14 protein-coding genes are annotated in these 12,671 nt (G+C 43.4%); 10 read left to right on the top strand and 4 right to left on the bottom strand.

Features of this window, described 5'->3' with window-relative positions:
- Nucleotides 1-160: 160 nt before the first annotated feature.
- The 3 genes from BGP76_RS13320 to BGP76_RS13310 are packed head-to-tail and all read left to right on the top strand — an operon-like array spanning nt 161 to nt 1,669.
- A complete protein-coding gene (locus BGP76_RS13320) occupies nt 161-568 on the top strand; it encodes a 6-carboxytetrahydropterin synthase (protein ID WP_073123824.1) in 408 nt (135 codons plus the stop codon).
- On the top strand, nt 531-1,226 hold the full coding sequence (gene folE / locus BGP76_RS13315) for a GTP cyclohydrolase I FolE (RefSeq protein ID WP_073123825.1): 696 nt from the start codon (nt 531-533) through the stop codon (nt 1,224-1,226). Before BGP76_RS13320 ends, folE begins: the two co-directional genes overlap by 38 nt.
- Nucleotides 1,223-1,669 carry a DinB family protein gene (locus tag BGP76_RS13310; RefSeq protein ID WP_252737270.1) on the top strand — a complete coding sequence of 149 codons (447 nt, stop codon included), beginning with the start codon at nt 1,223-1,225 and terminating at the stop codon, nt 1,667-1,669. The genes folE and BGP76_RS13310 overlap by 4 nt, the downstream gene beginning before the upstream one ends.
- A gap of 26 nt (nt 1,670-1,695) precedes the next feature.
- Here BGP76_RS13310 and BGP76_RS13305 read toward each other — a convergent pair whose 3' ends face one another.
- Nucleotides 1,696-2,784 (bottom strand): NAD-dependent epimerase/dehydratase family protein, encoded by a 1,089-nt coding sequence (locus tag BGP76_RS13305; RefSeq protein ID WP_119845064.1) that lies wholly within the window; start codon nt 2,782-2,784, stop codon nt 1,696-1,698.
- A 124-nt stretch (nt 2,785-2,908) separates the two neighbouring features.
- Here BGP76_RS13305 and BGP76_RS13300 point away from each other — a divergent pair, with 124 nt between their 5' ends.
- Nucleotides 2,909-3,427 (top strand): hypothetical protein, encoded by a 519-nt coding sequence (locus tag BGP76_RS13300; protein ID WP_073123831.1) that lies wholly within the window; start codon nt 2,909-2,911, stop codon nt 3,425-3,427.
- Nucleotides 3,428-3,429: 2 nt separating this feature from the next.
- Here the strand turns inward: BGP76_RS13300 and BGP76_RS13295 are convergent, their stop codons facing one another.
- From BGP76_RS13295 to BGP76_RS13285, 3 genes are all read right to left on the bottom strand, one after another.
- Nucleotides 3,430-4,089, bottom strand: a complete 660-nt coding sequence (locus BGP76_RS13295; protein ID WP_073123833.1) for a LiaI-LiaF-like domain-containing protein — start codon at nt 4,087-4,089, stop codon at nt 3,430-3,432.
- 115 nt (nt 4,090-4,204) lie between these two features.
- Nucleotides 4,205-4,786: a YceI family protein gene (locus BGP76_RS13290; protein ID WP_119845063.1), complete on the bottom strand. Its 582-nt coding sequence runs from the start codon at nt 4,784-4,786 to the stop codon at nt 4,205-4,207.
- Nucleotides 4,787-4,965: 179 nt separating this feature from the next.
- The gene (locus tag BGP76_RS13285; protein WP_119845062.1) at nt 4,966-5,343 is read right to left on the bottom strand and encodes a VOC family protein; all 378 of its coding nucleotides are present in this window, start codon (nt 5,341-5,343) and stop codon (nt 4,966-4,968) included.
- A 205-nt stretch (nt 5,344-5,548) separates the two neighbouring features.
- Between BGP76_RS13285 and BGP76_RS13280 the strand changes: the two genes are divergently transcribed.
- From BGP76_RS13280 to ruvA, 6 genes are read left to right on the top strand one after another with little or no spacing between them, the layout of a single operon-like run.
- Complete coding sequence (locus tag BGP76_RS13280; RefSeq protein WP_073123839.1) at nt 5,549-5,749, top strand: twin-arginine translocase TatA/TatE family subunit; 201 nt, start codon at nt 5,549-5,551, stop codon at nt 5,747-5,749.
- A gap of 3 nt (nt 5,750-5,752) precedes the next feature.
- Entirely contained in the window at nt 5,753-7,183 is a 1,431-nt protein-coding gene (gatA, locus tag BGP76_RS13275; protein ID WP_119845061.1) for an Asp-tRNA(Asn)/Glu-tRNA(Gln) amidotransferase subunit GatA, read from the top strand.
- The gene (locus BGP76_RS13270) at nt 7,180-8,544 is read left to right on the top strand and encodes a lytic transglycosylase domain-containing protein (protein ID WP_119845060.1); all 1,365 of its coding nucleotides are present in this window, start codon (nt 7,180-7,182) and stop codon (nt 8,542-8,544) included. Before gatA ends, BGP76_RS13270 begins: the two co-directional genes overlap by 4 nt.
- Nucleotides 8,545-8,603: 59 nt before the next feature.
- Nucleotides 8,604-9,692, top strand: a complete 1,089-nt coding sequence (locus BGP76_RS13265) for a DUF4837 family protein (RefSeq protein ID WP_119845059.1) — start codon at nt 8,604-8,606, stop codon at nt 9,690-9,692.
- 46 nt (nt 9,693-9,738) lie between these two features.
- On the top strand, nt 9,739-12,012 hold the full coding sequence (locus tag BGP76_RS13260; protein WP_073123847.1) for an NADP-dependent malic enzyme: 2,274 nt from the start codon (nt 9,739-9,741) through the stop codon (nt 12,010-12,012).
- The gene (gene ruvA / locus BGP76_RS13255) at nt 12,009-12,602 is read left to right on the top strand and encodes a Holliday junction branch migration protein RuvA (protein ID WP_073123849.1); all 594 of its coding nucleotides are present in this window, start codon (nt 12,009-12,011) and stop codon (nt 12,600-12,602) included. The genes BGP76_RS13260 and ruvA overlap by 4 nt, the downstream gene beginning before the upstream one ends.
- Nucleotides 12,603-12,671: the final 69 nt, after the last annotated feature.

Below are 12,671 nucleotides of genomic sequence, written 5' to 3'. Positions count from 1 at the left end.
ATAAAAGTCTCGTTAACGCAGAATAATCTGATTTAGATGAAGATTATTGAATTTTTCTACTGAAGAATTGTTTAGAAAGTAAGATCAGTATTGAATTGTCGTCAGATTTGCAAAAATTTGTCAGTTCAATCCAAACGCCAAAATTTCCAAATCACGTAGCATGAAAACAGCTGTCATTCGAGAAGAACATTTTAATGCAGCGCATCGTTTGCATAATCCAGCCTGGTCGGATCAGCAAAACCAAGAGGTCTTTGGGAAGTGCAATAATCCGAACTACCATGGGCACAATTATGAACTGCACGTGAAACTGATCGGAGAGATCGATCCTGAGACAGGCTATGTCTACGACATCAAGATCCTCAGCGACATGATCAAACGTCTCGTTGTAGATCGTTTTGATCACAAAAATTTGAATTTGGATGTAGCGGAGTTCAAGGACTTGAACCCGACGGCCGAAAATATTGTAGTTGTCATTTATGATTTGTTGAGAGAGGAGATTGACGAAAAGTATGACATAAAAATTCAATTGTATGAAACAAAAAGAAACTATGTCGAATACCCCGCTTGACAATGATGATATACTAGACGATCACGTTGCATCGTCTTACGATACGCCACTCAGACCAGATGCTTTCGAGATGGACGATGAGCTCAAAAAGGAGCTGATCGCAAAGCATTTCAAAGAAATCATGCAAATCCTCGGGATGGACCTGACAGACGACAGTCTAGCAGGTACACCGCGTCGAGTGGCCAAGATGTATGTCGAGGAGGTTTTCAGTGGGTTGAATCCCAAAAACAAGCCCAAAGCGCGTCTGTTCGAAAATAAGTTTGGTTACAACCAAATGCTAGTAGAAAAGGATATCACGTTCTACTCACATTGTGAGCACCATTTTGTGCCAATCTATGGCAAGGCGCACGTGGCGTATATCTCCAGTGGTGAGGTGATTGGCTTGTCCAAGATCAACCGCATCGTGCAGTACTACTCCAAGCGCCCACAGGTGCAGGAGCGACTCACTGTACAGATCGCCAACGAACTCCGCAAGGTGCTCAAAACCGAGGATGTCGGGGTGGTGATAGATGCCAACCACATGTGCGTGTCTTCGAGGGGAGTAGGCGACACCAACAGCAAGACGGGTACCGCCCACTTTAGTGGGAAGTTCCTAGAGGAGAAGTACAAAAACGAATTTCTCAACTACATCAATTCACCAGGAAACGGAATGGTATGAGTACGAGTATAGAGACAATGAAAGAAGTGTTTGCTCTGAACTTCGATAGACTAGAGACAGAGCTCAAAGCATACGAGAATGAATCTGACCTTTGGCTCTTGAAGCCTGGTATTGGCAATTCGGCGGGTACTTTGGCGCTGCACCTCTGTGGCAATGCCCAGCATTTTTTCGGAGCGATGATTGGCGAGACGGGTTATGTCCGTGACCGAGAGGCTGAGTTTGCTCGGCGGAATGTTCCTCTCAAGGAGATTCTAGAAGAGATCAAAGCGGCGGAAAAGGCATTTGAGGCAGGGATGTCAAAATTGACGGAGGAGCAGCTAAGTCGGCCCTTTCCTGTCGAAGTATTTGGACATCCCATGACCTATACGTTTTTCTTGCTACGACTTCTTGGTCACTTCGATTATCACCTTGGTCAGATCAACTACCATAGGCGGTTGATATAAAGGAGGGCGATGGTTTTGATAAATTATTACTTCAACATATTATAATCTAGGATGAAGCGGAGCATTTCTTCGGCGGCTTCTTCGACGGGTTTGTAGTAGACGCCTAATTCATTTTTGCTCCTAGTATTGTCTATTTTGAGCGGTTTCCCCACATTTTCCATTACGTATTTTCTAGAAAGCCCTTTGGTGAAGCCAAAGAAGTACAGCATACGACTAGAGAGCTCTTTTCTAGGGAAGTCAAATTCTTCACCAAACTTCTTGTGCAGGAACTTGGCGAGCTGAAGTAGGGACATTACTTCGTTGACTAGAAGGAATCTACCCGTAGCATATTCGTCTTGTGCAGCAAATATATGTGCATGAGCGACATCCCTGACATCCACTAGCCCATGCTGGAGATCAGGAACTCCAGAGGCAAAGGTGCCATCAGCTAGTTGACGGATGAAATCAAAACTACCTGACTGACTATAGTTGGTTAGCGAAGGGCCAAGGCACAGTGATGGGTTGAGTGTTGCCATTTTCCAGCGAGATTGTGCATCATGGATACGCCATGCCTCGCGCTCGGCTACTGTCTTTGCAAAGCCTAATGGTTGGTATTTGAGGTTGGAGCTTTTGTTCCAGTGGGCTTCATTGAAGGATTCTTCCTCTAGCCCGTCAATATCGGTGGCGTCCCCGTAGATAGCAGAGATGGCGCTCGTAAAAATGACTTTTTTGACCGAATGGGCCTTATTTACCGCTTCTAGTACATTTCTAGTGCCTTCTAGAGAGGGATCAATCAATTCTTTTTGTGGGTTTTTAATCCCGGTTATTTTGTATGGAGAAGCGGTATGAAAGACGACGTTGCACCCAGTCATGCAACCTTTGAATGCATCAGGATCTAATAGATCTGCTTCGAAAATTTCTAAACTCCCCTTGGATCGCTCTGCTATTTTGGTCAGATGTCTGTAGCGATCCTCATTGTGCATGTCTCGTACAGTTACGCGAATTTTGTAGCCATCATCGAGGAGGTATTTGACGAGCCATGATGCCATGAAACCAGCTCCTCCAGTGACCAAGACGGGGAAGTCTCTACACAGTATGTTAGGGTTAGGTTCATTGAGGTCTAGGTTATTCGTCATAGAATTCTAAAAATAATGATGAATGATGGAAATCAAAGCTTCCAATGAAAAAACATGCCTATTAACTTCATCTTGCGGTTAGATCGCAGTAGAATAATTGGTAAGGATCTGTAAATTTGAGTTTATGAAAAATTATTGGCTTGGACTTATCTTTTTGGTTTCGTGTTCTGCTTTGGAAGGAGAACAAAAAACCAACGTGAATGAGATTATTAAAACACAGGAAATTCGTCAGCTCAATGAGGCAGAGGTGATTATTGCGGCAGAGCAATTTGGTGTGCGACTTTATGGCTCGCTTGATAGCCTGTTGCATATCAAATCGGATTGCCAGAGCATATTGGCAAGAGAAGAGCTAATAGTTGATTCATTGAGCACTGTCATTTCTGGACAAATCAAACTGGGCTTCTCTGAGGGAGATTTTGTGTCTAGACAAGAGAAAGACCTGTATGCCGCATATCAGTATAATAATGAGAACGGTGTAAGTAGCCAACCCGCTATACAACGGATGGATGATAAGTATGCGCTCTATACCGTACCTTATGATGTAGCGGATAGGTTCTATGCGGACTGTGTTCCTGACTCTGCGGCTGTGGGCATGTGGAGCCTGGTGATCCCGATCAAGTCGGTGATCAATAGCTTGGATTAAAACTAGCCAATTAGTTCGATTCCCCCGAAGAGTACGATCCCTTTGACCGTGAGTACATTGCCAAAGTATTCTGTGGGTTTGTGGATGCGTTTATCTTTGAAACCACCGAATACAGTAGTCGCTTCGTAATTGATTACCCAGTCGTTCGGGACGAAAAGTTTGACAGAACCAAAAGTCGTGAAGGAGTCAAGGATGGCTTTTCCTTCGGCGAGGGATGATTGCCTTAGGTCTACCTCTACGCCTCCAAAGATGGTGGTGATTTTTCCCCCAGCGAAGTTTTTGCTACTCACGGTCTGGTTCGTGCCGCCGAGTATCGCTAGGTGGTCTATGGTGTCAGACTCAGTCTGGTGGAGTTTTCCGGTTCGACTTTTGAAAAAAAAACTGAGCCCCAGTGCGATCAAGAATACAGGCCAGTAGTCTTTAAAGCTTACATCAAAATAATCAGGAATCCAGAAGATCACGCCGAGAGTAATGAGTAGTACTCCACCACGCTGGTTGCCCGTAGCGAACTGGAAAATACCGATTACGACCAATATCATCTGCCAAGTAAATAGGTAACGGGGTACGGAAAAGGATATGATGTTGAAATTGTCAAGTAGGAATAAAATCCCGATGACGATCATGACTATGCCTAACGATGCTCTTCTGTTGGTGTGATTCATGGTTTTGTATTTTGAAGCATCTAAAGTAACTAAATACGGATATTAAATAAGGATAGAACACAAAAAAACCCTAGCGAGGATCGTTAGGGTTTTGGAATTTCCAGTCTAATCGAAATTATTTTACTGTGACTAGTGTCACGATCAATTTGAATTCGTCAGAGATAGCTTTATCTCCTAGGTTGTCAAAAAAGCTGCTTGAACCATATTTTACACCATATTTGGTTCTGTTAAGTGTGATGGTCGCATTGGTAGTTACTTTGTCTCCTTCTGCTGTAACAGTAGCTGGGAAAGTGATGCTTTCTGTGGTTCCTTTGATGGTTATGTCACCAGTTACATTGTATTTCCCTTCGGCAGTTTTCTGTACTTTGGTGATTTTGAAAGTAGATGTAGGGTAAGTAGCTACACCGAAGAAGTCATCATTTTTCAGGTGACCATCGAGTTTATCTTTCCACTCACCCTCTAGGTCAGTCGATGAGATAGTCGTCATATCTACGGTGAACGAACCGCCTTTTAGTTCAGTTCCTTTTAGTTTGAGATCTGCTTCTTTGACAACTACTGTGCCTTCATGTCCACCACCTACTACTTTGGTTGCTTTCCAGATGACAGTACTTTCGGTGACGTTCGCTTGTACATCATTGGTGTTTTCAGTACCTGTGAGCGTAAAAAATGTAACGATTACTAATATTGTATTTAACATGGTCTAATAATTTAATATGATTTTAGTTCTTTTTGTATCAACATTATATGTTGCAACAAATATAACGGAAGCTTTAGAAAAGGGTTCAGAAAAAGTGAAAATAAATCATTTAAGATCAAGCCACCGTGGTATTAATTTTCTAATCGATCAAATACTTCGACCCAGTTATCGTCCTCTGATTAGTTTATCCGCCATGGAGGATTGAGTCTGTTGTCACCAGCGTGGTATAGAATGATACGATTACCATCTGGATCGGATAGTGCTACTTCACGCCACAACCAAGTTTGGTCTGTTGGTACTGTGTCAAAGATGACTCCCTCGGCAGTGAGACGGTCGTATTCTTGATCCAGATGTTTACACTCAAAATAGATAACAACTCCAGCGCCCGTAGCAAGGTCATCGACGAGATGAAGAGACAGGGAACTATTACCGTCGGGACATTGAAACCTAGCGTATCTCGGTGAAGCATCTACAATCAGCTGTAGCCCGAGCTTTAGATAAAACGGGATTGATTTATCTAGTGATAGAGAAGGAAGTGTGACCTGGTTTAAATCCATGATTACCCATACGTAATATCCTGAGAAAGGGATCGCAAAGCATGGGAAATAGGGAGAGATCATATTTTGGTATCAGATAAACTAGTCATACTGGGTGTGTACTCAGTTTTACATTCCTCCAAGTATTTTATAGTGCCCGATCGATCTTGAATCTATTTACATATCTTTGCTTTTGTATTGTTATACAATAAAGTTAAAGAATATTATGACACATTCAATATTGGCATTTGGTATGCCGGGAGGTTGGGAGCTAGTCATCATCGTACTAGTTGTTGTGCTGTTGTTTGGAGCAAAGAAAATACCTGAGTTGGCCAAAGGTTTGGGTAAAGGAATCCGTGAATTCAAGGATGCATCCAAAGAAATCAAAGATGAAATAGAAGACGGAATCAAAGAAGAGAAAAAGTAAGTTTTGAAGAGTTACCATTCACTGTCTCAGGTCCGATCCGACATAGCATCTGGGACCATCACTTGCGTAGAGTTAGTACAAGGCTATTTGTCTAACATCACGTCAAAAAATACCGACCTCAATGCATTGTCAGAAGTGTACGAAGAGGAGGCGTTAGTGCAAGCGGCCGAGGTTCAAGAGAAAATCAACAATGGCTCTGCAGGTCGCCTCGCTGGAATGGTAATTACCATCAAGGACGTGTACTGTCACAATGGGCATACGCTACAGAGTGCCAGCAAAATCCTAGATGGATTCAAGTCTCAGTTCACAGCGACCCCCATTCAGCGACTCCTCGACGAAGATGCCATCATCATCGGGAGGAATAACTGTGATGAGTTCGCTATGGGCTCATCTAATGAGAACTCAGTGTATGGGCCTGTTAAGAATGCTGTAGGGAAAAACAAAGTACCAGGAGGCTCATCGGGAGGCTCTGCTGTAGCAGTTCAGGCCGAGATGTGTTTGGTCTCAATAGGGTCAGACACTGGTGGGTCAGTACGACAACCTGCGTCATTTTGTGGTGTGATAGGTTTTAAGCCCACCTATGGTAGAATCTCAAGGCATGGACTCACAGCTTATGCGAGTTCTTTTGACTGTGTGGGTGTATTGGCACATTCGGTAGAGGATACTGCGCTCGTGCTAGAGATCGCTGCAGGGCCCGACGAGTATGATCACACAGTGAGCACCACCAATGTACCCGCCTATTCGAAAGCTCCTGAGTGGGCAGAAAAATTTAGCGTAGTTTCCTTCGAAAACATCAACTCGCATGAGGCTATAGATTCTGCTGTTAAGCAATCCGTAGATCGTGTTTTTGATAAGATTGAGACTTTGGGGAATCGTATTCATAAGGTGGATTTTACCTATCTCAATTATGTGCTTCCTACCTATTATATTTTGACAACTGCTGAGGCGAGTGCAAACCTTTCGCGTTTTGATGGTGTTAAATATGGTTATAGGACTGAAAATGCTAAGGACTTGGATTCCATGTATAGAAAAACACGGACAGAGGGTTTTGGTGAAGAAGTCGTGAAACGAATATTGTTAGGAACCTATGTGCTGAGCGAAGGGTTCTATGATGCATATTATACCAAAGCGCAAAAAGTTCGACGATTGATTCGTGACGAGATGAAGTCTCTGCTAGAGAACAATGATTTTATCATCATGCCCACAGCACCTACACCAGCGTTTGATTTGAATAGTCACGACAGAAATCCGCTGGAGATGTACCTCGAAGATATTTTTACAGTACAGGCATCTTTGGCAGGATTGCCATGTGTTTCCATCCCTAATGGTACTGATGAGAATGGTCTTCCAATAGGCATACAGGTCATTTGTAATTCGTTCGAGGAGGAAAAATTATTATCTTTCTCCAAATATTTGAAAGAACACATTTTATGATCCGTAGGTTTTTTATAGCGTTTTTGACTGGTTCGATGGTTTGGACGAATGTCGCTCTTGCACAGCAAGAGATCGATGTTTTGCCAGATGTGAGTTATGAACTCGTCGCGGATCGCATGTCATGCCTACAGCAATCACTTCCTCTCGAATTTAATGAGCGGGTGTATTCTTTTATTGATTATTTCACGGTGCGCAATCGTGATTATACCCGTGGAGTACTGGAGAAGAAAAACCTTTATTTTCCGATCTTCGAACAGGTTTTGGCAGACAAAGGAATGCCTGATGAGCTTAAATATCTTGCGATCATCGAGTCTGGTCTCAATCCTAATGCGGTATCGAGAGTAGGCGCAGGCGGACTGTGGCAGTTCATGCCCTATACAGGAAAAGCCTATAAGCTCGATCAATCTTGGTATATCGACGAACGAATGAACCCATGGGAGTCTACCATGTCAGCTGCCCGATACCTCAAAGTGCTTTACAGCATGTTTGATGACTGGGAGTTGGCACTAGCAGCATACAATACAGGTCCTGGTAATGTCAGAAAAGCAATCCGTCGCTCAGGATACAAACAAGGGTTTTGGGAGATTTATCCTTATTTACCAAGAGAAACACGGTCGTATGTGCCGCAGCTGGTCGCCATGATCTATGTTGTCAATTATGCTGAGGAGCATAACCTGATAGACAATCAATCTGATCTCAAACACATGATGGCCTATGATACGGTACATGTGAGTAACTATGTCCACATGGAGACTTTAGCGACTCAGTTAAATTTGTGTTTGGACGAGCTTTTGACCCTCAACCCTCAGATACTTCGTGGAGCTATCCCAGAGGGCATGACCAATTACCCACTGAAAGTACCTGCTGATCTGGCTGACACATTTAGAATACAAAGGTTGGCTTTGTTGGATTCTGCATCCAAAGTCGGTAAGAAAGAGATAGAATATCTATCTAGAAACACTCCTGGTGCTACCTACGGCAGAACCCGACAGGTGTATCGTGTACGCAGCGGTGATGTACTCGGGACCATCGCCGAGCGACACAATGTCCGCGTGTCGGATCTCAAACGATGGAATAACCTGAACAGTAACATGATACGTGTCGGTCAGCGGCTAGATGTTTGGGTGATGCCCTACTACAATCAGTCGACCAAAGATGTCTATGCGGTCAAGACGCCAAGTGCTCCAGTGCAAGAGCAAAAAACAATACCCGGAGGAAAATATCATTTGGTGCAGTCAGGAGATTCTCTATGGAGTATATCCAAGCAGTATGACAATCTATCGATAGAGAAAATTAAAAAATTAAATAACCTAACCTCTTCGAGTATTAAACCAGGCCAAAAGTTATTGATCAACATGTAAATTGCTGATCTTCGGGCTGGCCGTACCGTCGTTTCATATACCTAAAATCTCCCAAGCCTATGTCCAAGTTGCTATGTATCTTGACGCTGTTGACGAGTATGTCTTTACTCGTGGCATGTTCTAATTCTTCTGACCAGTCTATTTCGTCCAAGAAGGATTCAGACAAAACTTATTTGCCAAAGGCGGGCGGAGAGCCGAATGCTGTTTTGGTGGTGATGGATACGACAGATTGGTCTGGGGAGATCGGCGAATCATTGCGAGATATATTTTCAGCCTATGTGCCAGGCTTACCACAGGATGAACCATATTTCAAGGTTCGAAATATCAACCCTCTCAAGTTTAACAGTATCATTAAGCGTGCGACGAATGTGATATTCGTGCATACGCTCGATAGTCGAGGCAGACAGAGTTATCAGATGTCCAAGTATTACTCCGACGCGACAGTGGAGCGAATCAAAAAAGACAGTAGTATTTTCATGCTGCCACAGACAGATGTGTATGCAAAGGAGCAGAATGTACTCCACCTTTTTGGTCAGACCAAAACACAGTTGATCAAGCATATCCAGGACAACCAATCGACACTCCGAAATCATTTTTTGAAGATTGAGAATGATCGCGTTGCAAGTAAAATTTTTAAAGTCCGAGAAAAGCAAATAGAGAAGCGTCTCGAAGAAGATCATGACTTTACATTGAACATCCCTTATGGTTATGAGTTAGCTAAAAACCTCAAGGATTTCGTTTGGATTCGCCAATTAGACACGCAGTGGGAGAAGGATATATTTGTTTATTTCCGTCCCTATGATAACCAAGAGCCATTTGAGGATGTGATGGCTTATCGTGAGTCTATCACGAGTATGTACATGCGGGACATCCAAAAACCAGAGATATACATGACGCTACAGGACACCTTAGGATATGTCAAGGAGGTGAACTTCAAAGGTCGTTATGCTAAAGAGGCTCGCGGACTGTGGAAGTATAGCGACATATCAGCAGGAGGTCCCTTTGTCAGTTATACATTCGTAGATGAGGAGCAGAAGCGAATATACTACCTTGAGGGGTATGTGTTCAACCCAGGAGAGGACAAGCGCGTCCCTATGCAGGAAATGGAAGTAATCTTACAATCATTTACCTCCAATTTGAGCCTATAGTTTAGGCTTTCAGATCAAAAGACTTAAAACAATTATCCCCATAATTATGAGTAAAATAAGAAAAAAGGATGCCTTGGACTTTCATGAATTCCCAACCCCTGGGAAGATCGAGGTACGTCCTACCAAAACGTTATCCACTCAGCACGATCTAGCGCTGGCCTATTCTCCGGGTGTAGCAGAACCATGTTTGGCTATCGCTGAAAATAAAGAGGATGTTTACAAATACACTTCTAAAGGCAATCTCGTAGGGGTAATCTCGAATGGTACTGCGGTATTAGGTCTGGGAAATATTGGCCCAGAAGCTTCTAAACCTGTCATGGAAGGGAAAGGTGTGCTGTTCAAGAAATTTGCTGGTATTGATGTGTTCGATATAGAGATTGACGAAACGGATCCTGATGAGTTTATCAAGATTGTCAAGTCTCTCGAACCGACTTTTGGTGGAATAAATCTAGAAGATATCAAAGCTCCAGAGAGTTTCAAAATCGAAACTGAACTCAAAGAAAAGATGAATATCCCTGTCATGCACGATGATCAGCATGGTACGGCGATTATTTCGAGTGCGGCATTGCTCAATGCTCTGGAGGTAGTAGGTAAGAAGATCGAAGAAATTAAGATCGTCGTGAGTGGTGCTGGTGGTGCAGCGATAGCGTGTACAGACCTGTACGTCAAGATGGGCGCACGAAAGGAGAATATCCTAATGCTTGACAGTAGAGGCGTCATCACCAAAGACCGAGAAAACCTCGATCCGATGAAGGCACAGTATGCAGCGGATACCAAACTGAAGACTTTGTCAGAAGCAATCAAAGGAGCGGATATGTTCCTTGGGCTCTCTATGGGCAACATCATGAATGCTGATGATTTGCTATCCATGGCAGACAACCCTATCGTATTTGCACTCTCTAACCCTGACCCAGAGATTCCTTACGATCTAGCAATGAGAACCCGAGAGGATGTGGTCATGGCTACTGGACGGTCGGATCATCCTAACCAGGTTAATAATGTTTTGGGCTTCCCTTATATATTTAGAGGAGCACTGGATGTAAGAGCCACAGGTATCAATGAAGAAATGAAATTGGCAGCAGTGCGTGCTTTGGCAGAGATGACTAAGCTACCTGTTCCAGACGCAGTGACCAAAGCGTATGGTTCGGAAAGTATCAAGTTTGGCAAGGATTATTTGATTCCAAAACCACTCGATCCTAGGTTGATCGCGAGTATATCATCGGCTGTAGCGAAAGCAGCTATCGACTCAGGTGTGGCTCGTGCGACGATCAGTGACTGGGATGAGTATAAGATGAAATTAGAGGAGCGTCTCGGAATGGGACAGCGAATTATTTCACGTTTGGCTTCTCGGGCGAAAAAAGATTTACAGCGTTTAGTATTTGCAGAGGGAGATAGATTATCTATCCTCAAAGCGGCGCAGTTGGTGATAGACGAAGGAGTGGCTATTCCGATACTTTTGGGTAACAAAGAGAAAATTCAGGAGCTTATCAAAGAGAATGAATTGGATTTAGACTGTGAGATCATCGACACCTATCATCAGCGTGAAAAGCGTATGGTCTATGCGGATACTTTGTTCCAAAAAAGACAGCGTAAAGGCATGACGCTAAGGGAGGCACAGCGTCTCATGATCGATCGCAACTACTATGGAGCCATGATGGTCGAGCTGGGAGATGCAGATGCTTTGATTTCAGGATTGTCTAATGATTATCCGAACACGATTAAGCCAGCACTTCAGATTATTGGCATGGAGCCAGGGCTGAGTCGTGTGGCGGGTATGTATATCATTCGTAATCAGAAGGGAACTTACTTCTTGGCAGACACGACGGTAAATGTTAACCCTGATAAGGAGGCATTGTTGAACATCATCGAGCTCACTCATAGAGCTGTTAGATTTTTTGATTTCGAACCTAGAATGGCGATGCTGTCTTATTCGAGTTTTGGTTCAGCGAAGGGAGAGCTGCCGACTAAAGCAGCTGAAGCAGTCGCAATGGCGAAGGATAAATGGCCAGAGATGATCATCGATGGAGAGATGCAGGCTAATGTGGCTCTCAATCCTGAACTGATGGCGAAGAGCTACCCGTTCAGTGAGTTGAATGGCAAAGCGGTCAATACTTTGATATTCCCGAATCTAGCCTCTGGCAACATCGCTTATAAATTACTGATGGAGATCGGGTCTAGTGAAGCCATCGGCCCTGTACTGATGGGAATGAACAAGCCTGTCCATGTGCTACAGCGAGGCAGTTCGGTACGAGAGATATTTAATATGGCGACTATCGCGGCAGTAGATGCGATACAGTCTAAAAGTAGAAAAGCTATATGATCGCATATATAGAAGGAAAATTAGTCGAGATCGATCCGACTTACATTATTATAGATACGGGAGGTATTGGCTATCATGTCAATATCTCCCTTCTTACTTTTGGTCAGATTAAGAACCTGACACAGGCGAGAATCTTTACGCACTTCCATGTGAAAGAAGATGCCCAGACGTTGTATGGTTTTTTTGATCAGGACGAGAAAAAAAGATTTCAACAGCTGATCTCCATATCCGGAGTAGGCCCCTCCACTGGATTGATGATTTTGTCATCTCTCTCATCCCAAGAACTACACTCTGCCATCGTCAATAGCGATGTAAAAACGATCAGTAGTGTAAAGGGTATAGGACAAAAAACAGCACAGAGAATCATACTAGAACTCAAGGACAAAATGTCCAAAGAAGAACTGGAAAGCAATGTGCCAATCCTGTCCCTCAAGAAGGAGCAGAGTATTAAATCTGAGGCTTTGGCAGCACTGACGACTCTAGGAATATCTAAGTCGGTAGCAGAAAAGACCTTAGATAAAATATTGAAAAGTTCTGAGGAAGATATTGGTCTGGAGGATTTAATTAAATTAGCGTTGAAAAGACCGTAAATACAAAACTAAACTTGTAAACTCCGAGTTTGATTAGAGTCAAATTCTTTGTACGCTTTTACTCATTTC

The organism is Reichenbachiella sp. MSK19-1 (genome assembly GCF_003590315.1).
GTDB classification, from domain to species: domain Bacteria; phylum Bacteroidota; class Bacteroidia; order Cytophagales; family Cyclobacteriaceae; genus Reichenbachiella; species Reichenbachiella agariperforans.
Note: the sequence above shows the minus strand (reverse complement) of the source record. Positions and strands in the feature narration are given on the sequence as shown.

Bases quoted from the DNA above. Each gene is read 5' to 3' on its own strand.
- BGP76_RS13305 (WP_119845064.1), bottom strand. From the start codon at position 2,784: ATGACGAATAACCTAGACCTCAATGAACCTAACCCTAACATACTGTGT.
- BGP76_RS13260 (WP_073123847.1), top strand. From the start codon at position 9,739: ATGAGTAAAATAAGAAAAAAGGATGCCTTGGACTTTCATGAATTCCCA.
- BGP76_RS13265 (WP_119845059.1), top strand. From the start codon at position 8,604: ATGTCCAAGTTGCTATGTATCTTGACGCTGTTGACGAGTATGTCTTTA.
- BGP76_RS13280 (WP_073123839.1), top strand. From the start codon at position 5,549: ATGACACATTCAATATTGGCATTTGGTATGCCGGGAGGTTGGGAGCTA.
- BGP76_RS13285 (WP_119845062.1), bottom strand. From the start codon at position 5,343: ATGGATTTAAACCAGGTCACACTTCCTTCTCTATCACTAGATAAATCA.
- BGP76_RS13300 (WP_073123831.1), top strand. From the start codon at position 2,909: ATGAAAAATTATTGGCTTGGACTTATCTTTTTGGTTTCGTGTTCTGCT.
- ruvA (WP_073123849.1), top strand. From the start codon at position 12,009: ATGATCGCATATATAGAAGGAAAATTAGTCGAGATCGATCCGACTTAC.
- BGP76_RS13290 (WP_119845063.1), bottom strand. From the start codon at position 4,786: ATGTTAAATACAATATTAGTAATCGTTACATTTTTTACGCTCACAGGT.
- BGP76_RS13295 (WP_073123833.1), bottom strand. From the start codon at position 4,089: ATGAATCACACCAACAGAAGAGCATCGTTAGGCATAGTCATGATCGTC.
- BGP76_RS13310 (WP_252737270.1), top strand. From the start codon at position 1,223: ATGAGTACGAGTATAGAGACAATGAAAGAAGTGTTTGCTCTGAACTTC.
- folE (WP_073123825.1), top strand. From the start codon at position 531: ATGAAACAAAAAGAAACTATGTCGAATACCCCGCTTGACAATGATGAT.
- BGP76_RS13270 (WP_119845060.1), top strand. From the start codon at position 7,180: ATGATCCGTAGGTTTTTTATAGCGTTTTTGACTGGTTCGATGGTTTGG.
- BGP76_RS13320 (WP_073123824.1), top strand. From the start codon at position 161: ATGAAAACAGCTGTCATTCGAGAAGAACATTTTAATGCAGCGCATCGT.